The 19,897-nt window shown below is 46.2% G+C and carries 17 protein-coding genes; 11 read left to right on the top strand and 6 right to left on the bottom strand.

Going from position 1 to position 19,897, the window contains the following annotated elements; genetic code table 11:
• Window position 1 precedes the first annotated feature (1 nt).
• The 10 genes from HGH91_RS16925 (at window position 2) to HGH91_RS16880 (ending at window position 11,100) form a co-directional block, all read left to right on the top strand.
• On the top strand, window positions 2-1,024 hold the full coding sequence (locus tag HGH91_RS16925) for a PorP/SprF family type IX secretion system membrane protein (protein WP_168739972.1): 1,023 nt from the start codon (window positions 2-4) through the stop codon (window positions 1,022-1,024).
• A gap of 46 nt (window positions 1,025-1,070) precedes the next feature.
• Window positions 1,071-2,480, top strand: coding sequence for an FAD-binding oxidoreductase (locus HGH91_RS16920; RefSeq protein ID WP_168739971.1), 1,410 nt, complete (start codon window positions 1,071-1,073; stop codon window positions 2,478-2,480).
• A 60-nt stretch (window positions 2,481-2,540) separates the two neighbouring features.
• Window positions 2,541-3,134, top strand: coding sequence for a hypothetical protein (locus HGH91_RS16915; RefSeq protein WP_168739970.1), 594 nt, complete (start codon window positions 2,541-2,543; stop codon window positions 3,132-3,134).
• A gap of 211 nt (window positions 3,135-3,345) precedes the next feature.
• A complete protein-coding gene (locus tag HGH91_RS16910; protein WP_168739969.1) occupies window positions 3,346-4,023 on the top strand; it encodes a phosphonatase-like hydrolase in 678 nt (225 codons plus the stop codon).
• Window positions 4,024-4,044: 21 nt separating this feature from the next.
• Window positions 4,045-5,175, top strand: coding sequence for a TIGR03364 family FAD-dependent oxidoreductase (locus HGH91_RS16905; RefSeq protein WP_168739968.1), 1,131 nt, complete (start codon window positions 4,045-4,047; stop codon window positions 5,173-5,175).
• Window positions 5,176-5,658: 483 nt separating this feature from the next.
• Entirely contained in the window at window positions 5,659-6,357 is a 699-nt protein-coding gene (locus tag HGH91_RS16900) for a TIGR00730 family Rossman fold protein (protein WP_168739967.1), read from the top strand.
• Window positions 6,358-6,581: 224 nt separating this feature from the next.
• Window positions 6,582-7,223: an O-methyltransferase gene (locus tag HGH91_RS16895; RefSeq protein WP_168739966.1), complete on the top strand. Its 642-nt coding sequence runs from the start codon at window positions 6,582-6,584 to the stop codon at window positions 7,221-7,223.
• Window positions 7,224-7,247: 24 nt separating this feature from the next.
• Entirely contained in the window at window positions 7,248-8,711 is a 1,464-nt protein-coding gene (locus HGH91_RS16890; RefSeq protein WP_168739965.1) for a glucosaminidase domain-containing protein, read from the top strand.
• A 53-nt stretch (window positions 8,712-8,764) separates the two neighbouring features.
• Window positions 8,765-9,307 carry a hypoxanthine phosphoribosyltransferase gene (gene hpt, locus HGH91_RS16885; RefSeq protein WP_168739964.1) on the top strand — a complete coding sequence of 181 codons (543 nt, stop codon included), beginning with the start codon at window positions 8,765-8,767 and terminating at the stop codon, window positions 9,305-9,307.
• A gap of 47 nt (window positions 9,308-9,354) precedes the next feature.
• The gene (locus HGH91_RS16880) at window positions 9,355-11,100 is read left to right on the top strand and encodes a vWA domain-containing protein (protein WP_168739963.1); all 1,746 of its coding nucleotides are present in this window, start codon (window positions 9,355-9,357) and stop codon (window positions 11,098-11,100) included.
• A gap of 3 nt (window positions 11,101-11,103) precedes the next feature.
• Here HGH91_RS16880 and HGH91_RS16875 read toward each other — a convergent pair whose 3' ends face one another.
• The 3 genes from HGH91_RS16875 to HGH91_RS16865 form a co-directional block, all read right to left on the bottom strand.
• A complete protein-coding gene (locus HGH91_RS16875) occupies window positions 11,104-12,045 on the bottom strand; it encodes a class I SAM-dependent methyltransferase (protein ID WP_168739962.1) in 942 nt (313 codons plus the stop codon).
• Window positions 12,046-12,113: 68 nt separating this feature from the next.
• Window positions 12,114-13,283, bottom strand: coding sequence for a molecular chaperone DnaJ (dnaJ, locus tag HGH91_RS16870; protein WP_145664805.1), 1,170 nt, complete (start codon window positions 13,281-13,283; stop codon window positions 12,114-12,116).
• 103 nt (window positions 13,284-13,386) lie between these two features.
• A complete protein-coding gene (locus tag HGH91_RS16865) occupies window positions 13,387-13,962 on the bottom strand; it encodes a nucleotide exchange factor GrpE (protein WP_247651761.1) in 576 nt (191 codons plus the stop codon).
• 137 nt (window positions 13,963-14,099) lie between these two features.
• Here HGH91_RS16865 and HGH91_RS16860 point away from each other — a divergent pair, with 137 nt between their 5' ends.
• Window positions 14,100-15,272, top strand: a complete 1,173-nt coding sequence (locus HGH91_RS16860) for a class I SAM-dependent rRNA methyltransferase (protein ID WP_168739961.1) — start codon at window positions 14,100-14,102, stop codon at window positions 15,270-15,272.
• Between the two features lie 81 nt (window positions 15,273-15,353).
• Here the strand turns inward: HGH91_RS16860 and HGH91_RS16855 are convergent, their stop codons facing one another.
• From HGH91_RS16855 to HGH91_RS16845, 3 genes are all read right to left on the bottom strand, one after another.
• Window positions 15,354-15,677: a T9SS type A sorting domain-containing protein gene (locus HGH91_RS16855; protein ID WP_168739960.1), complete on the bottom strand. Its 324-nt coding sequence runs from the start codon at window positions 15,675-15,677 to the stop codon at window positions 15,354-15,356.
• 213 nt (window positions 15,678-15,890) lie between these two features.
• Window positions 15,891-16,922 carry a PorP/SprF family type IX secretion system membrane protein gene (locus tag HGH91_RS16850; RefSeq protein ID WP_168739959.1) on the bottom strand — a complete coding sequence of 344 codons (1,032 nt, stop codon included), beginning with the start codon at window positions 16,920-16,922 and terminating at the stop codon, window positions 15,891-15,893.
• Between the two features lie 18 nt (window positions 16,923-16,940).
• Window positions 16,941-19,793, bottom strand: coding sequence for a PKD domain-containing protein (locus HGH91_RS16845; protein ID WP_168739958.1), 2,853 nt, complete (start codon window positions 19,791-19,793; stop codon window positions 16,941-16,943).
• Between the last annotated feature and the right edge of the window lie 104 nt (window positions 19,794-19,897).

The raw sequence follows: 19,897 nt of genomic DNA, 5'->3' as shown, positions 1-19,897 counted from the left end.
CATGAATCAGATCGTTAAATTATCAACATGTCTGGCGTTATTATTAACTGTTGCAGTGAGTGGCTTTTCGCAAGACCTCCACTTTTCGCAGTTCTTTAATTCACCGCTGACAACTAACCCAGCTAATACAGGCTTTATTCCTGATGGGAATTACCGTATTGGCATCAATTACCGCGATCAGTGGGCCAGCATTCCGGTACCGTATAAAACGATGTCTGCTTATGGCGATTTCCAACTATTCCGCGACAAGCTGGAATATGGCTGGGTAGGCCTGGGCGGTGTAGTACTCAGGGACGTTGCCGGGGCCGGCAATCTTACTTCTACCAAAGCATATGCATCTATTGCCTATCACCAGTTACTGGGACAAAGCAGCCTGTTGTCGTTGGGATTTAATGCCGGTTCCGCGGGCAAAAGAGTGGATATCAGTAAGCTGACGTTTGGCGATCAGTGGAATGGTAAGTTCTTCGACTCACAGATACCTACCGGTGAACCCATTACCCAAAGCAGTATTAATTATTTCGACTTGCAGGCAGGGATGAATTATGCATATTTCCCTACCGACAATATTTATATCAACGCTGGTTTTTCCGTTCAACATATTAACACTCCCCGCGAAACGTTCTTTGATGGCAACAATAAAGTGCCCCGCCGCTATATCGGTTTTCTGAACGCCAGCATTAAGATGAGTGATAAAGTGATTATCAACCCCGCCGCGTACTATTCCACACAGGCAGGTGCCCGTGAAATTATGTTGGGGGGAAATGCTGCGTATAACTTATCAGGCGATGGCGTACAACAGTTGTTTGGCGGTATCTACTACCGTGCAAACGATGCCGCTATTTTCCTGGTAGGGTACCAGATCAACGCGCTGAAACTGATGTTTAACTACGATATTAATACTTCAGGATTATCTGCTGCCACCAACCGCAGGGGAGCCTACGAAATAGGTATTATATACACCGGTTTGTATACCAACCGCACATTTTCCAACGCAAGGCGATCCACCATTTGCCCCTCATTTTAACAGGCCCATATTACCACCTAACCGGCATTATGATTACTTTTGTTTTATGACAACGTTTAATAAAGTAACTGCCGCCCATATCGCGGCATTACGCGAAATAGCCGGAGTGCAATACGTATTGGCCGACGAAGAAAGTATGAGCCGTTATGCACAGGATGAAACCGAAGACCTGCATTACCTGCCGGAAGTGGTAGTAAAGCCGGATACGGCCGAACAGGTAAGCCGGATTATGCGGTTATGTAATGAGGCATTACTACCTGTAACGCCCCGTGGTGGTGGTACGGGGCTCAGTGGCGGCGCCCTGGCACAATACGGCGGCGTGCTCATTTCCATGGAGCGCTTTAACCGCATTCAGCTGATAGATGAAAGAAATCTCCAGGTAATCACCGAACCAGGCGTTATTACGGAAGAATTACAGAACGCCGTAAAGGAAAAGGGACTGTTCTATCCCCCTGATCCAAGCAGCCGGGGAACCTGTTTTATAGGCGGTAACATTGCCGAAAATTCAGGTGGCCCAAAGGCCGTTAAATATGGCGTGGTAAAGGATTATGTTTTAAATCTTGAAATGGTATTGCCCAATGGGGAGATCATCTGGACCGGTGCTAATGTCTTGAAAAACGCCACAGGCTATAATCTTACCCAACTGGTAGTAGGCAGTGAAGGCACCCTTGGTATTGTTACCAAAATCGTGTTGCGCCTGATCCCGTTACCTAAAAATGATTTGTTGATGCTGGTGCCTTTCCGCTCCGCAGAAAGCGCCTGTGCCGCCGTGAGCGCCATTTTCCGCGCAGGATATACCCCCTCTGCCATGGAATTTATGGAGAGAGATGCTTTGGATTGGGTCACAAAATATGTACAAAGCAGCGCGGTAAGCATTGAAGACGATATCCAGGCCCATCTGCTGATTGAAGTAGATGGCAACTACCCTGAAGTATTGATGCAGGAAATGGAGGGAATTGCAGGGGTGGTAGAGGGCTTTGATATCGGGGAAATCCTGTTTGCGGAAGATTCCCAGCAAAAGGATGAACTCTGGAGGTTACGTCGCCGGGTAGCGGAAGCTGTGAAAGCCAATTCTATCTACAAAGAAGAAGATACAGTAGTACCCCGGGCTGAATTACCGGTACTATTGAAAGGTGTAAAGGAAATAGGCAACCGGTACGGATTCCATTCTGTTTGCTACGGGCATGCCGGTGATGGCAACCTGCATGTAAACATCATCAGGGGCGAGCTCACAGAAGAACAATGGAATGGTACCCTCAAGGAAGGTATACGCGAAATTTTTGAGCTGGTGAAACAACTGGGCGGTACTATCTCCGGAGAGCATGGTATTGGGTTGGTACAGAAAAATTATATGGATATCATTTTCGATCAGACTTCCATGCATCTCATGAAACAAATAAAGCAGATATTTGACCCGAATAATATATTGAACAGGGGTAAAATTTTTGATTGTTAAACCTTTTTACCAGCAGATAGTTTAAACTGCTGGTAAATACCAAACTTAATACATCTGAACATGAAACGATTACTGATATGTTTTTTTCTGCTGGCTGCCGGGCAGCTGGTGCATGCACAGTATTATAAAACGGATACTATGACCCATAAGGGATTCGACCCTTCCCGCCTGGTGCTGGGAGGCTCGCTGGGAATGGTGTTTGGGGATTATACCAATGTGGATGTGTCTCCCCTGGTAGGTTATCGTTTTTCAGATTATATAGCAGCCGGTATCAACGTGAATGCGCAGTACGGACAATACCGTTCCCGTGATATCTATTCCAATACCACCTATTCCCGCGATAAGTATACTATTTTCGGAGGCGGTATATGGGGACGTGTATATCCTTTACCTATGGTGTTTGTGCATATACAGCCGGAGTATAATTTTATTAGCCAGTCTACCACGGTGTATGCCAATGATGGCAGTAACATGAAACAGACTTATAAAACCAACTACAGTGTGCCCAGTTTGCTGGTAGGCGCCGGTTATACCCAGAGTGTAGGTGGCAGAGTAGGTATAGGGATTTCCATTTTGTATGATGTGATACAGGATGCCCGTTCGCCTTATCGCAGCAACCTGATATACCGGGTGGGCGCAGGTTTAGGGTTTTAAGCGGATATTTTTTTAAAGAGATATATTACAAGAAGCCGGATCATCTGATAAAAAAGATGGTCCGGCTTCTTGTTTTGCATCCTGCTGCTGCCATAGCGGGTTTGCGTAACCCGGCCGATTAGAAGGTATATTATCCGCATGTTAAATGTTTATAAATGCTAAACTTTATTTTACATAGAGATTATCTTTGCGCCATAATAAATCAGGAAAGATGGGAATACAGTTAGTTGTTTTTGACATTGCAGGCACCACCCTGCACGATGAATCCAATGTGGCCAAGGTGTTACAACATACCCTGCAACTGGCAGGTGTAACGGTAACACTGGAAGAAATAAATGAAGTGATGGGATATGCCAAACCATATGCTATTCGCTGTTTGCTGCAATTACGCCAGGATGGCCGTCATAGCGACGAGGCCTTCATTCATGAATTACATGACCGTTTTGTGGCCGACATGAAATCACATTACGCCACTCATCCCACTGTACGTGAAAAAGACGGTGTATCCGCAGTATTTGCGGCGTTAAAGGCCCGTGGCATCAAAGTGGCGCTGGATACGGGCTTCGACCGTGCCATCACCAATGTAATCCTGGAAAGAGTAGGCTGGCAGCAGCAGGGACTGATTGATGCTGTAGCTACAAGTGATGAAGTACCTTTTGGTCGCCCTTATCCATATATGATTTATCGTATCATGGAACAACTGGAAATCCGCAGTATTCAGTCGGTAGCTAAAACCGGCGATACCATTTCCGACCTGGATGAAGGCACCAACGCAGGTTGCCGCTACGTGATTGGCGTTACCACCGGGGCTTACAGCCGGGAGGAACTCGAAAAAGGACCGCATACGCACCTGGTGGCTTCCCTGGATGAATTGCTCTCAATTTTTTAATCTTTATATACTTTTCATATCATGCAACAACAGGCAGATGTAGCGGTAATAGGCGCTGGTATTGTAGGTTTGGCCATGTCTTATCACCTGGCATCCCAGGGGAAAAAAGTAGTTTTATTTGAACGTAACAGTAAAGCCATCAGTGCTTCTATCCGCAACTTCGGACTGGTATGGCCTATCGGTCAAACTGCCGGTAAAATGTACGACCGCGCCATGCGCAGCCGCGCTACCTGGAAGGAGCTGGCAGTCGCTACAGGGCTACAATGCCAGGAAACAGGTTCGCTGCATCTCGTGTACGAACGGGATGAACTGGCCGTGTTAGAAGAGTTTGGACAGGCGGCGCCGGGAAATGGTTATCTGTGTGAACTGCTTACCCCTGCCCAGGTAGGGAAATATACCAGTGCGATCAAAACAACAGGACTAAAAGGCGCGTTATGGAGTCCTACCGAAATGACAGTAAATCCACGCCAGGCCAGTGCTGCCATTGCAAAATACCTGGAGGAGAAAATGAAGGTAACCGTGCGTTTTGGTACTGCCGTAAACGGTATCAGCATGCCTTATATTGAAACAAGGAATGAAAAATGGAAGGTGGATGAAGTGTTTGTGTGTAGCGGAGCGGATTTTGAAACCCTGTACCCGGCGGCATTTGCGGAGGCGCCCCTGAAGAAGTGCAAATTGCAGATGATGCGCACCATTCCTCAACCGGGCAACTGGCAATTGGGGCCCGCTTTATGTGCCGGTTTAACATTGGGCCATTATGCCTCCTTCGAAAGCTGCAAAGCCCTGCAATCGCTGAAACAACGCTACGCGCAGGAAATGCCGGATTACGTAAAGTGGGGTATTCACCTGTTGATTTCTCAAAACGGGGACGGGGAATTGACCATTGGTGATTCTCATGAATATGGTCCGGATTTCGAACCATTTGATAAAGCGTTTATCAATGACCTGATCCTGAAGTATATGCATACCTTCCTGGAAGCACCGGCTTACACGATCCAGGAACAATGGCATGGCATTTATCCTAAACTCACCAATGGACAAACAGACCTGGTGTTTTCCCCGGAGAAAAATGTCACTATTGTCAATGGCCTGGGTGGCGCGGGGATGACCCTATCCTTCGGACTGGCACAGGAAGTAACCGGCCGCTTATAATTTTTCCTGCAGAGACGCAGAGAAACAAAGCAGCAAAGAATTTAAAAGATAAGAGAGCGGATTTTAAGTCAGCAAAACAGGCTTAAAATCCGCTCCAATCCCAGTTCTTTGCTGCTTTGTTTCTCTGCGTCTCTGCGGGAATGACCTTTGCGTAATCTGGATAAATTTAAATTAGGTTATTGCTCAAATAATTAATAAATTAAATGCAGATTAAGCGTTATGAGAACACCTGTTGAATAAAACGATAGTAGCATTCGAAAAATTTTCAACAATATTTATTTCAATTGCCAGCATTAGCAACGTTTCTGCAGCAATGTTTCAAACATTGCTGCACGTTCATAACGTGTTAAATGTAAAGCGGGTTTCTTTATAGTTACCTGCTTTTTTGTTTCTAATGAGATGACAGTAAGCTAATTATTGTATAAATTACACCACCCGCGTATATGCCGGGAAAGTGTTTATTGGCTTAAAATTAGTCATCGTATGAACAGTAGTATAAAGAATCTTAAAGAGAGAGACTGGACGGAAACAAGAGCGCATTCCAGCTGGCAGATTTTCAAAATTATGGCGGAGTTTGTTGAGGGGTTTGAGAAGCTGGCAAAAATAGGCCCCTGTATATCCATATTTGGCTCGGCACGTACAAAGCCGGGTAACCGTTATTATGACCTGGCCCAGGAAATAGCTACCAAACTGGCAGATGAAGGTTTTGGAATTATCACAGGTGGAGGCCCCGGGGTAATGGAAGCGGCCAACAAAGGCGCCCAGGTGGCCCATGGAAAATCAGTTGGCGCCAATATCACCCTGCCCCATGAGCAACATGCCAATCCTTATATCGATCCGGAAAATAGCCTGAATTTCGACTACTTCTTTGTGCGTAAAGTCATGTTTACCAAATATTCCCAGGGCTTTGTAATGATGCCTGGCGGTTTTGGTACCATGGACGAATTCTTTGAGGTGGCTACCCTTATCCAGACCAAGAAAATGGAAGAAACCCCTATGGTACTCGTAGGACGTGAATACTGGAGCGGTTTGCTCGAATGGATCCGTAATGTAATGATGGAAAAAGAAAGTAACATCAATCCCCAGGATCTGGACCTTCTCCAGTTATTCGACACCGCCGATGAAGTGGTGGAATATTTCCGGGTATTCTATACTACCAATAAGCTGCGGCCTAATTTCTAGCATAAAAGAGAAAGCAAAAAGCTATTGCTGCGAAGGAAGATAGCAGACAGAGGAGTGCTTATGAACATTATTTAGTGTGAGAATAAAATCACCGTGAATAACGTTTATGAATATATGCCGGTCATGCTATTTCAGGGATATATCCCATTCATTCGTGGTAAAAGCTTTTTGCTTTCTGCTTTCCGCTTTCTGCTTTTTCCTTAGCTTTGCAGAAATTTTAATATATGGAGCTCATACCAGCGGCAGTAGAGGCTTATTCAGAGAAGTATACCAGCCCGGAAAGTGAAGTGATGTATAAACTGAATAGGGAAACACACCTGAAAGTAGAGTTGCCACATATGTTGAGCGGACAGGTACAGGGGCAATTCCTGCGGATGGCGAGCTATATGATCCGTCCCCGCCGCATCCTGGAGTTGGGTACCTATACGGGATATTCCGCTATCTGCCTGTCGGCAGGTCTTACCCCAGACGGCATCTTACACACGGTAGATGTGAATGAAGAGCTGGAAACCCTTTGCCAGAAGTACTTTGAGGCAAGTGGGAATGCACATAAGATTAAAATGCACATAGGCAAGGCTGCTGAGGTCATCGAACAACTGGACGAAGTTTTTGACCTGGTGTTCATAGATGCCGATAAGGCCGGATATGAGCAATATTATGACCTGGTATGGGAAAAACTGCGTCCTGGCGGTTTTATCCTGGCAGATAACGTGTTGTATCATGGACAGGTATTGTTGCCTGAAAATGAACGGGGCCGCCAGGCAAAGGCAATGGTTGATTTTTGTGAAAAAGTGCTGGCAGATGACCGCGCCGAACAGGTACTCCTGACCATCCGCGATGGAGTACTAATAATCAGGAAGAAATAAAACGCCCATTAAATCCGAAAATACATGCAAGTAAGAAAATTCTTATTAGTAGTCAGTTTTCTTATTGGCTTCGTTACCGTACTGCAGGCACAAACCATGACGACCCAGCAGTATATTGCTACCTATAAAAACTTAGCCATTGAGGAAATGCGCCGCTCAGGCGTGCCCGCCGCCATTAAACTGGCCCAGGGTATTGTAGAAACACAATCCGGCAACGGTACCCTGTGTTTACAGTCAAACAACCACTTCGGTATTAAATGTAAAAATACCTGGACTGGTAAAACCATCAAATACGATGACGATGCCGCCCAGGAATGTTTCCGTGTATACGACTCCGCAGTAGACTCCTACAGGGACCATTCTGATTTTTTGCATAGCAACCCCCGTTATGCTTTCCTTTTCCAGTTTGATGGAGATGATTATAAATCATGGGCCTTTGGCCTGAAACAAGCCGGGTATGCTACCAATAAAACATATCCCCAGCAACTGATAAAAGTAATTGAAGATTATAACCTGCAGCAATACTCGTTGATTGCTATGGGTAAAATGGCGCCTGGCTCAATAAACATATCTTCTGATAATACATCCTATGCAGAGGTAACGCCTGGAGCAGAACCCCGGTCGTCCGGTAGCAGAGCTAATCATAATACACGCAGCAAACAACAGGCAGGTAACTATCCCAAAGGTATTTTTGAGATCAACGGCCGGAAAGCCGTATTCGTAAAGGCGGGCACCTCCCTGATAAAAGTGGCTGATCAATACAATAAACGTCTTCGCAAGCTGGTACGTTTCAATGACCTGGATAGCGATAATCCTCCCACCAGGGATATGATTGTTTTCTTACAGAAGAAAAGTAAAAGAGGCGGTAAAGAGTTTCACCCTGTGGTAAATGGAGAAACGATGCACGATGTAGCACAGGCGGAAGGTATCCAGCTCAGATGGTTACGCAGGCGCAATAAAATGAACGAAGGAGAAGAACCAGCTGCCGGACAGCGTTTAACCCTTGATGGTTTTGCTTCTAATGCGCCCCGCCTGGCCAAAAATACCCGTGTACTGAAAGAAGAAGACCAGGAACCACCGGAAGATTTTTCTCCACGTAAAGCAATAGAAGGTATTAAAGAGGAAGTAGCTAAAGCCTCCGGGGCTACCGCTACACCGGAAAACAAACCCGCTGCCCAACAGCAGGGAGGTGTTCCGGTAGCAATGGTAGAAGACCTGAAAAAAGCCGGCCAGGTAACTACTTCCGGTGGAGCTGCCACAGCGCCCAGGGCTACCCTGCCGCAAACGCCGGCTCCAGCCCCGGTAACCACCAAACCGGCTCCTGCCCCCGCATCCCGGGGTGGACTGCAATACCACGATGTTCAACCCAAAGAAACATTGTATGGCATTGCAAAAATGTACAACCGGTCTATTGCCCAGCTACAGGAATGGAATAATTTGCAGGGCTACGATATAAAAATCGGACAACGCCTGCTTGTGAATAAATAAGCAGTGATCCTTTTCCTGCTTATGATTGTTAAATATGGAAATGTAGAAGTATTATGTCAGTAATCAAGGTGCATGACAAACAGTTCGAGCCTTACATCGATGCAGTAACGCTGCAGCAGCGTATTAAAGAAATGGCCGAACAAATTAACGAAGATCTGAAGGGAGAGCGCCCTTTGTTTATTGCCATCCTCAACGGCTCCTTTATGTTTGCCGCAGATGTATTTAAGTACCTGAAGATCGAGGCGGAAATATCGTTTATTAAGCTGGCCTCCTATAAAGGCACTAAATCTACCGGGAACGTAGTACAGGCTATCGGCCTGGATGAAGACCTCTTTGGTCGTACCGTGGTAATCCTGGAAGATATCGTGGATACCGGTAAAACCCTGAGCCAGTTCCTGCCACAGCTGGAACATCAGCAACCTAAGAAATTACTCGTGGCTTCCCTGCTCACCAAGCCCGAAGCGATGGTACATCCCATTAAAATAGATTACCTGGGCTTCTCCGTTCCCAATAAATTCCTGTTGGGCTATGGACTCGACTACGATGGTCTGGGCCGCAACCTGCCGGAAATCTACCAGCTGGTCGGAGCAGAATAGTATTATTTTTTCCGGGCAACTGCCCGGAAAAAATCTTAACTTAATACATGCCTAAGTTCCTTTTACTCTTATTATTATGGGGTGGAGGACTGCAAGCGCAAACAATCTGGGTATCGGGAGCAGTCGAAGACAGTATATCACATCGCCCTGTTTCCGGCGTGGTTGTGAAGGTGGTAAACGACACCACACAGGTAGTCACTAACGCTTTCGGTCTTTTTAAAATAGCCATTCCTGCAACAACTGCTACACTGTTGTTTACACAAGCCGGTTATCTTCCCAGAGAGGTAAAGGTGACTAAATACGACCGGCTGTTAATAACGTTATCGCCCGCACGAAAAGATACAGACCCTGTTGCCATGGCCAAAGCCCGGTCTAAAATGTTGCATAGCAGCAACCCCAACTACGGCAATGTGGGCATGGGCACCCACTCCTTTTACAATGAAACTTATGGCGCCACTTATGAGAATAAGTTTGTGCGCACAATTACCCGCCCGGTATCTACTTTTGCCATCGACGTAGACCGCGCCGCATATAGTAATATTCGTCGCTTCCTGCGGTTGAAGGAAGCTGTCCCCGTAGATGCCGTGCGTATCGAAGAAATGGTCAATTATTTCCAGTATGATTACCCATTGCCTAAAGCCGGCAACACCATGGCCATGTATAGCCATTATACTACCTGTCCCTGGGACGACAAGCACCGCCTGTTACAGGTAGCTATCCGCGCGAAGGCCCTGGCTACCGACAGCCTGCCTGCCTGCAACCTCGTTTTCCTGATAGATGTTTCCGGATCTATGGGCACCTCTAATAAATTGCCGTTGCTGCAGGCTGCCTTCCGGATACTGGTACATAACCTCCGGCCGGTAGATAGAGTGGCCATTGTAGCCTATGCCGGTGAGCCAGGCATTATTTTACCTTCCACGCCCGGCGATCAGCAGGAAAAGATATTAAATGCTATCGATAACCTTTCCGCCGGCGGCGCCACCGCTGGCGAAGCCGCTATTAAGATGGCTTATCGCATCGCCGCACAACAATATATTCCCAACGGCAACAACCGCGTAATACTGGCCACAGATGGCGATTTTAACGTGGGCCAGAGCAGCGATGAGGAAATGGAACAACTCATTATCCAGGAAAAGGAAAGTGGCGTATTGCTTACCTGTCTTGGATTTGGCATGAAGAATTATAAAGACTCCAAGCTGCAATCCCTATCTGGAAAGGGGAATGGCAATTTTGCCTACATAGATAACCTGGAAGAAGCCAATAAGATATTTGCCCGTGAATTTGGCAGTACACTGTTTACCGTGGCCCGGGATGTGCAGTCGGAGGTATGTTTTAACCCGGCGCAGGTAAAAGCGTATAGGCTTATCGGTTATGAAAATAAGATGTTGCCTGTAGATACCACTACCGGCACAGACTACGGCGGTGGCATTATCGGCAGCGGGCATTGTTCGGTAGCGCTCTACGAAATTGTGCCGGCAGAGCATGTGCCACCGGGAGATTCGCTACTGGCCAGTGTAAATATTACTTACCGCAACCCGCAGGATACATTGATCAATACATTACCTGGTATGATTCCGGCAACATTGATCCAGTTTGAAGATGCCTCCGTGGATTGCCGCTTCGCAGCGTCGGTAGCGCTGTTCGGCATGCTCCTGCGTAAGTCGTCTTATTACGGCAATGGCAATACCGATATGGTGATGCAAATAGCCCGGGATGCGCTGGGAAACGATAAAGGCAACGACCGGGCAGAATTTTTGAAGATGATAAAAATGTTGCGCAAAAGTAAGCACTGACCCTTATTTGATCAGCCGGTAACACTTCCGGATCAACTTCTGCTGAAAATCAAAAGGTAAAGTTTGATTGGTGATATCCTTAATACTGCTGGCATTGATCTTATCGGATTCCAATATAAACCTGCGATAGTTATTACTGAAATATACTATTCCATCCTTTTTGGTGGCCAGCAGTACTTTATTCAGTAGGTCCACATGATCGCGCTGGATATCCAGGAAATCCTTCATGCGCTTACTATTGGAGAAAGTGGGAGGGTCTATAATGACCAGGTCGTACGTATTTAGTTTAAGGGTATCCAGGTATTGAAGTACATCTGCGTGAACGAAAGTATGCTGAGGGCTGTCAAATCCGTTGAGTCGCATATTTTCTTCTGCCCAGGACAGGTAGGTTTTTGACAGGTCGACTGAAGTTACTTCCGCAGCGCCGCCAGCGGCTGCATATACGGAAAAGGAGCCGGTATAACAGAAGAGATTCAGTACTTTTTTGTCTTTGGCTTCGTCCCTGACCATACCACGGGTAATGCGGTGATCGAGGAATAAGCCAGTATCGAGGTAATCGGAAAGGTTCACTTTAAACTGCAGCCCTGCTTCGTTGGCTGTCATTACATGACTTTCTATGCTCAGCTTTTCATACTGGCTTTGCCTGTTTTCCTTGCGTTGGCGTTGTTTTACCCAGATCTTACCCGGTGGTATTTCCAGTACTTTGCTGATCAATTCCAGGCAGCTGTCCAGCCAGGCTTCATGGGCCTCTTCTTCCATACCGTGTTTGCGGTTATATTCAGCGATGTATACATGATCTTCATAGATTTCTATGCTGAAGGGAAATTCAGGGATATCGTCATCATATACCCGGTAGCAGGTGATATGTTGTCGTCTGGCCAGCTTGGAAATATGCCGGTAAACTTTCGTCAGCCGGTTTTCGAACATCTGCAGTTTGGAACTCATGGGTACTTTTAATGAAAACAAAGGGGAACGCCAACGGCATTCCCCTTTACCAAGAATGATATTTATCCTCAGCTGAAGATATCTCTTACCTTCTCAAAAAATCCTTTTTCAGACTTTTCAGGATTGGGTTTAAAGTTATCGGAGGACTGTAATTTATCGAGCATTTCTTTTTCTTCTGCGGTCACCGTCTGAGGTGTCCATACATTCACATGAATGAGCTGGTCGCCTTTTTCATAGGAATTAACAGAAGGGAATCCTTTGCCTTTCAGGCGGAATATTTTACCGCTTTGCGTGCCGGCAGGGATTTTAATTTTGGCTTTACCATCAATGGTAGGTACTTCCAGGGAAGTGCCGTATACCGCATCGGGGAAGGAGATGTAGAGATCATATGCTACATTGAGTCCATCGCGTTGCAGTTCCGGATGTGGTTCTTCCTCGATCAGGATGAGTAAGTCGCCGGGGGCGCCGCCTCTTTCGCCGGCATTACCCTTACCGCTCATACTCAGCTGCATACCTTCCTGTACGCCTGCCGGGATGTCGATGCTTACCATTTCTTCGCCATACATACGGCCTTCTCCTTTACAGTGGCCGCATTTGCTGGTAATGATCTGGCCTTCACCATGACAGGTAGGGCAGGTAGTTACTGTTTGCATTTGTCCCAGGAAAGTTTGGGTCACTTTTCTTACCTGGCCGGAACCGCCACAGGTATTACAGGACTGGAATGCGTTTTTATCTTTTGCACCGAGGCCACCGCAATGCTGGCAGGGTACATATTTTTTTACTTTGATTTTTTTGTTGGCGCCTTTGGCGATTTCTTCATAGGTAAGACGAATTTTTACCCGGAGATTGGAGCCACGGGTACCGCGTCCACGACGGTTTCCACCACCGCCACGTCCACCGCCGCCGAAGAAGCTGCCGAAAATATCATCATTACCAAATATGTCACCGAAGTTGGAGAAGATATCATCCATGTTCATACCACCTCCACCAAATCCACCACCACGGTTGCCATTCATACCAGCATGGCCAAAGCGGTCGTATTGCGCCCTTTTATCGGGGTCGCTCAGTACTTCATAAGCTTCGGCTGCTTCTTTGAATTTTTCTTCGGCCTCTTTGTTGTTTGGGTTGCGGTCAGGGTGATACTGCATGGCCACTTTACGGTAAGCCTTTTTGATTTCATCCTGAGAGGCCGATTTGGCAACAACCAGTATTTCGTAATAATCTCTCTTGGTAGACATTATAATAATCACTTAATGCTGGTGCAAAGCACCAGCTTTTTGTTCGGTAAAAAATATGTCAGCTTAGCATAGGCAATCATCTGAGATAATGCCACATCGTCATTTATTTACCCACAATTACCTTAGCATGACGGATTAATTTGTCATTCAGGTAATAACCTGGTTGCAAGGTGTCTACTACCTTTCCTACCAGCTCCGGCGTAGGAGCAGGGATCTCAGTAATGGCATCATGCAGGTCCGGATCAAATGAGGTGTGGATACTCTCCATTGGCTTCAGTCCCTTCGCTTGCAGGGTATTTCTCAGTTTGTTAAACACCAGCATCACACCGTCTTTTACAGCACTGACATCAGTGGCGTTTTCTAACTGTTTAACAGCCCTGTCGCTATCATCCAGTACATCCAGCAAAGATATGATAACTTCTTTACTGGCGGTTTGCATCAGCTCTATACGCTCTTTGGCGGTACGTTTACGATAGTTGTCAAACTCTGCCTGTAATCTCAGGTATTTATCACGAATTTCGTTGACTTCCTGTTCTTTTTTCTCCAGTGCGGTCACTTCATCTGATTCATTATTCGTATTTGAACTATTGCTTATATTTTCTTCTGGCATGCTTTGTTCGTTTTCGCTACCAGCGTTAGCCTGTCCGTTTGTCTGCATGTCTTTTTCGTTTTCTGTCATAATAAGTAATAATTGTCTGCAATGGGTACCAGTCAATTTCTTTGCCAACAGGAGTTTTGGCGACAAAAAGGCAGAAAAAGCCGAAAATGCAAAGCTTCCCGGCTAAATAGCTACCTTTGCCCCTCGAAATACGCTAAATGACTAAAGTTTTTTTAAAGAAGCAGATACAAAACAGGGTATTACAAGGACATCCCTGGATTTTTGGCAACGAGGTAGCTGAAATAAAAGGAGAGGTGAATGCCGGTGAAATTGTAGATGTATATACACATAAAGGCTTTTTCCTGGGCCGTGGTTATATTAACCCCCAATCGCAGATACTGGTACGCCTGCTTACCCGCGATAAATCAGAAGAAATTAACCCGGAATTCTTTTACCACCGCCTCCTGAAATGCTGGCAATACCGGCAGAAACTGGGCTATGTGGAAAATTGTCGCCTGGTATATGGAGAAGCAGATGATTTGCCTGCACTGGTGATCGACAAGTTCAATGATTATTTTGTTATACAAACCCTGGCCCTGGGAATGGAACGGTGGAAAGATGCCATCGTGGATGCCATCAACCGTATCTTTTCTCCCAAAGGTATCTACGAAAGAAACGATGTACCTGTAAGAGAACTCGAAGGCATGACCCAGCAAAAAGGCTTCCTCAGCGCGCCCTTCGACACGAACCTCATTATCAATGAAAATGGACTGAAGTTCCATGTAGATGTGGTAAATGGCCAGAAAACCGGCTACTTCCTCGATCAACAGGATAACCGCCGCGAAATAAAACATATCGTGAAAGACGCCGACGTTATGGAAGCGTTTTGCTATACTGGTACCTTCTCCTGCCATGCGGGTTTTTATGGCGCCAAAAGTGTACTGGGACTGGATATTTCTGAAACAGCTGTTCACACCGCCCGCAGAAATGCGGAGCTGAATAATCTCCAGGATATCTGCCAGTTCCAGGCTGTCAACGCATTTGATCAGCTGAAACAATGGACCCGGGAAGAGAAGAAATTTGATGTAGTGATATTGGATCCTCCCGCCTTTACCAAAAGCCGCGAAAATATCCAGAAAGCCGTAACGGGTTATAAGGAAATTAACCTGCGCGGCATGAAACTGCTGAAGCCAGGAGGCTTCCTGGTAACAGCTTCCTGCACCAACCTGGTATCACCCGACCTGTTTCTCCAAACCATCGATGCGGCGGCCAGGGACGCCAAGAAAAGATTACGCCAGGTAACTTTCCAGACGCAGGCCCAGGATCACCCCATCCTGAGAAACATCGAGAATACGACTTATTTGAAGTTCCTCATTGTAGAAGTATCCTGAGGATAACACACATAAAAAAAGGAAAAGTCACGATGTGTATCGTGACTTTTCCCTTTTATTTTGATGCCAGATGTATCTGAACTACTTGACGACATTAAATTTACCCGACTCTATCAGGTTGCCGCGCTGGTCGCGCAACTGGAAAATATACAGACCATTGTAATAGTTGTCAAGGCTTACGGTAGTACGTGGACCGATGCCTTTTAACTGGTCTATTTTCTTTCCCAGGAAATTGTATACAATAAGATCGTATAAGCGATCGTTATTATGCTGTTGAATTTCAAAATTGATGGTGGTAGTAGCGGGGTTGGGATATAGTTTCACGATTTTGTTACCCCCCTCCGTATTAGGTTGGGATTTTTCGCTTTGTGCAATGCCGGTAACCGGCAGCAAGCTTAAAACCATTATGAGAATCAGGGTAGAGGTTTTCCACATAGCATTATAAAAATAAAGTTTTTTTCAAATATTTCCTAATTTTTGTTTGACAAATTAGGCCCCATAAAGACCTTTTCTACATAAAAATAACAAACCAGGCGCCATTTTGTTAGCTTTTCCTGCTTTTTTATGTAAATTTTAACGCTTGAATATTCTCCTCATAAGTAATTGATTTTCTGTTATTTAAAATCTTGGACAATTTAAACTTTCCAAGGTTGAGTTCCGGCTATTGAGGAAGCCCTTGAAAACCAATGAGATTTCAAAGCCCCCGAAAGTTTGGCTGGCAGTACGTAGTTTGGAAATATTGGTGTCATAACTCATGGCCACCTCGTATTTATCCATGTCTATTTTGATCGTAGGGATAATAGCATCATTCCACCGCAGGAACATTCCCCCATAAATAGCCCGGGTAGACTCCAGTCCCTGGTTCATCAGGCCATACCCGATCAGTGCTCCCCCGATATATTCTGAGTAAGTTCCCTGATGCAATTGGTTGTAGTGCGCAATCACTTTTACCCGCTCGTCTACCGGGATGGTAATACCGGCGTTGAACGTTATTTTAGGCTGTAGTACTATGTTTTGATCGTTGTAAAAGGAAATTTTAGCTCCATTGAAGTGGAAATAGCCAGCCCCGATAAAGTAATTCACATCTTCCCTGATCACACCATTGTAGCTGAGACCCACACCCATATCAAGATAGCTGTATCCCTTAAATGCCAGCTTCCCTTCCTCACCGGTGGGCATCGCCGGATCAAAACGCCCATTGGTATACTGGTTGTTGAAAGTCATGTTACTAGGATCAAACTGGCGCTGTACATAACCCCCCATAAATCCTAACGAAAGAAAACTGCTTTTGTCTTCATTGAGCGATTTATGGTAGTTGATAGCCGGAAATATCTGGGTAGACTGTAGTTTGGATGTACCTGCCCGGTCGTAGGTAAGTTGTAAACCAGTGGTCACATAATCGTTGCTGCGTCCAACGGGGAATTTTATTTCGCCGCTCAGGGTCCCCGTCTGATAGGGAATGGTTACGCTGTTCCACTGGTTGCGATACACCGCCTGCACGCGCACATCGCCGTTGAAAATACCTATCAGCGCTGGGTTACGCAGTATGGGCGTTTCATAAAACTGGGAAAGATGTATATCCTGTGCATACAATTGTGTGGCCGTTGTAGTGCCAATAATCGCCAGTAATATGCGGTATACGGTTTTCATAATAACCAGGTTAAATAATTATCTGAGTAATGTTACGTTGCCTTTTAGCTGAAAGAAATCATTGGTGTCACAATATGCCTCGATGAAATAAATGTATACATCGGCAGGTTGCGGTTTCCCATTGAGCGTGCCATTCCAGCCCGTAGTAATATCGTCTATGTTAATACGCTCCCGGTGATATACCTCTTGTCCCCAGCGATTAAAAATGCGGAAAGATTTAATCATGCTGATGCCTTTGCCACGGGGATAAAAAACGTCGTTTTGTCCGTCGCCGTTAGGACTGAAAGTATTGGGAATGAATATGACATCTGTGTTGCAGATCAGGTCTATTTTTACCACATCGCTTTTGCTGCATCCAAACTGGTTGGTACCGGTAATGCTGTAGGTCATTGGTTTACGTACTGCAGCGGTAACGTAAGGAGAGCTGGGATTATCGAGATAATCTTCAGGACTCCATTTCCACTGTACGATATCTGTGCTGCCGCTGGCCATCAGCTTTACCACATCGCCTACGGTAAGGGTCTGGTCCTTTCCTGCACTGACCTGTGGTACGGGCTTCACCGCCACCTTTACTGACAACGGTGCACTCATAGGGCACAGTGGATCGTTGGTGCCGGTTACCTGGTAGGTGATATCTGCTATTGGTGTAGTAATTGGATTGGCAATGGTGTTACTGGTCAGTCCTGTAACGGGTGTCCAGTTATAGATAGCAGCGCCGCTGGCCTTCAGTTGTACGGAAGTGCCATAACAGGCAATGGTATCTTTACTGACCGTGAGATTGACTTTAGGAACAACCGCAACATCTGTAGAATCAAATACCGTACATCCGTTGGCGTTAGTAGCCTGCACCAGGTAACGGGTATTTACCAGCGGTGTTGCTATAGGGTCAGTACAGGACGTACAGCTAAGCCCTGCACCGGACAACCATTGCACCGTACCATCAGATAAGGCATTAAGCGATACGCTGTTGCCTTCACAGATTTTAGGCTGCTGGGCAGATGCCTTTACAAAAGGTGTTGCATTGATATTCACCGTTTGAGTGATGGAATCCTTACAATTGCGGGCGTCGGTTACCACCAGTTTTACCTGTTGTGGACCGGAGGTAGTATACTTTGTACCCGGAGGCGTTTGTGATTTGGAGGTTTGTCCGTTGCCCAGCTCCCAATACCAGTCGGTAATAGGGATATTGGGGGAAGTAACCGTAGTATTGGTAAAGCTGACCGGTTGACCAGCACAGGTAGGCCAGCCTGTGGAGAAGTTGGCTATAGGCGCCAGTATGCTGATATCATTGGGTTTAAACACAATATCATCACAATAGGCAGGATCTTTATACCGGATCGTTAGTTTATTATTGAAGGTGCCGGCCATGGTCCAGGTTTTCACGTAACTCTGATCGGTAGTCGTGTATACCGTTCCATCGCCCAGTTGCCAGGTATAGCTGGACACCAGTGCCAGCGGCACATTGAGTACTTCATAGGTAGCATTGTTGCCCCGGCAGATAGAACTTACGCCACTAGTAAAGTCGGCTTTGAAGTAGTAAACTGTCTGGAAGCTGCTGTGGCTGCAGTTGGTACCGTTTTCTCCAATGGTCAGGCGCACGGTATAGTTGCCGGGCGTGGTGTAATTATGCACGGCATCCTGTGTATTCACAACAGGTGAATTATCTCCGAAATCCCACTCAAAAGTACTGTTGGCATTGATGCCGGTAGATTGGTTGGTGAAAATAAATTTGCTTTTATCTGTACAATCGCGCACCAGGCCGAAGTGTGAAACCGGCCCGGTGACCACCACGGTAGCCGGGGGGGCTGCGGTAAAACAACCATTGCTGCCTGCTTTCATCTGCACGGTCAGCGTGCCGTTGGTGGCAAAGGAGTGTTTGATATCATTATTACTGCCTTCGCTGGTAGTACCATCTCCGAAATCCCAGCTGTAGGTGTCTGCAAAGTTAGCGTTGGCCAGTAAGCGTACAGGCTCTCCCACGCAGCTGCTGGTAGGCGATATCGTGAAACCTACATTGGAAGGGGGATTGCCGGTATGTACAAATTTATCGAACGACTTTGTTACTACGCATTGGTTTTGTGTGGTAATGGTAACGCCTACATTGTAGGTACCTGTTTGTGTGTATACATGGCTCACATTACCTCCGCTGGTGGTTTGCGTATTGCCGTCTCCGAAATTCCAGGCATAAGATATTACCGGATCGTGCATGTCATTGGAAGAGAGTCCATTGAATACAGCGGTATAAGGTACGCAGCCCGACAATGGGGTGGCCAGGTCCAGCAAGGGCAGCGAGATGTTGATATAGGCTGTTTTTTTCAAGGTGCCCGTACAGCCGTTGCTGTTGGTAACGGTGAGGGTTACATCATATTTGCCTGCCTGGGTATAGTTGTGTGGCATATAGGCATTGCTGGTAGTAACCACTGTTCCATCTCCAAAGTCCCAGGTGCGGCTGGCTGCGCCAGGTGTGGCATCTGTGAAATTGGCGGTGTAAGCTTTACAACTTTTGGTAACATCAGCAGAGAAATTGACAACAGGGGTGCTGCCAAGAATAATATCCCGCCAATAGGTGCTGGTAATAACGCCGCCATTTACTTTATACTGAGCTTCCAGCGTAATTTTAACCGGTCCGCCGTTGGTATAGGTGATTTGTGGCTCAGGGTCGTGAGACGTCCTGCCATCTCCAAAATCCCAGTTATAGGCAATAGGTGTCCCAGTACTGTTATTTTTTAAAGTAAGGGTAACGGGTGTACATAAGTTACCCGGCGATGCGGTATAGGTAAAATCCGCTTTCTGCGCCAGTAAGCTATTGGCAGGTAAAAGACTTGCAATGAGCAGAAATGTCCGTAAACACGTTGCCTGTAGGGATTTCATAGGTACACAGGTTTTCCATTGACTGAATGACTGCACAAATTAATAAAAATTACATATATAAAATTTTTGATTTTTCAGATTTTTTGACGATTGACTTCAGTAAA

It is taken from the genome of Chitinophaga eiseniae (assembly GCF_012641265.1).
Taxonomy (GTDB): Bacteria; Bacteroidota; Bacteroidia; order Chitinophagales; family Chitinophagaceae; genus Chitinophaga; species Chitinophaga eiseniae_A.
The sequence above is the reverse complement of the archived record's forward strand: the minus strand, read 5'-3'. Positions and strand labels throughout refer to the sequence as shown.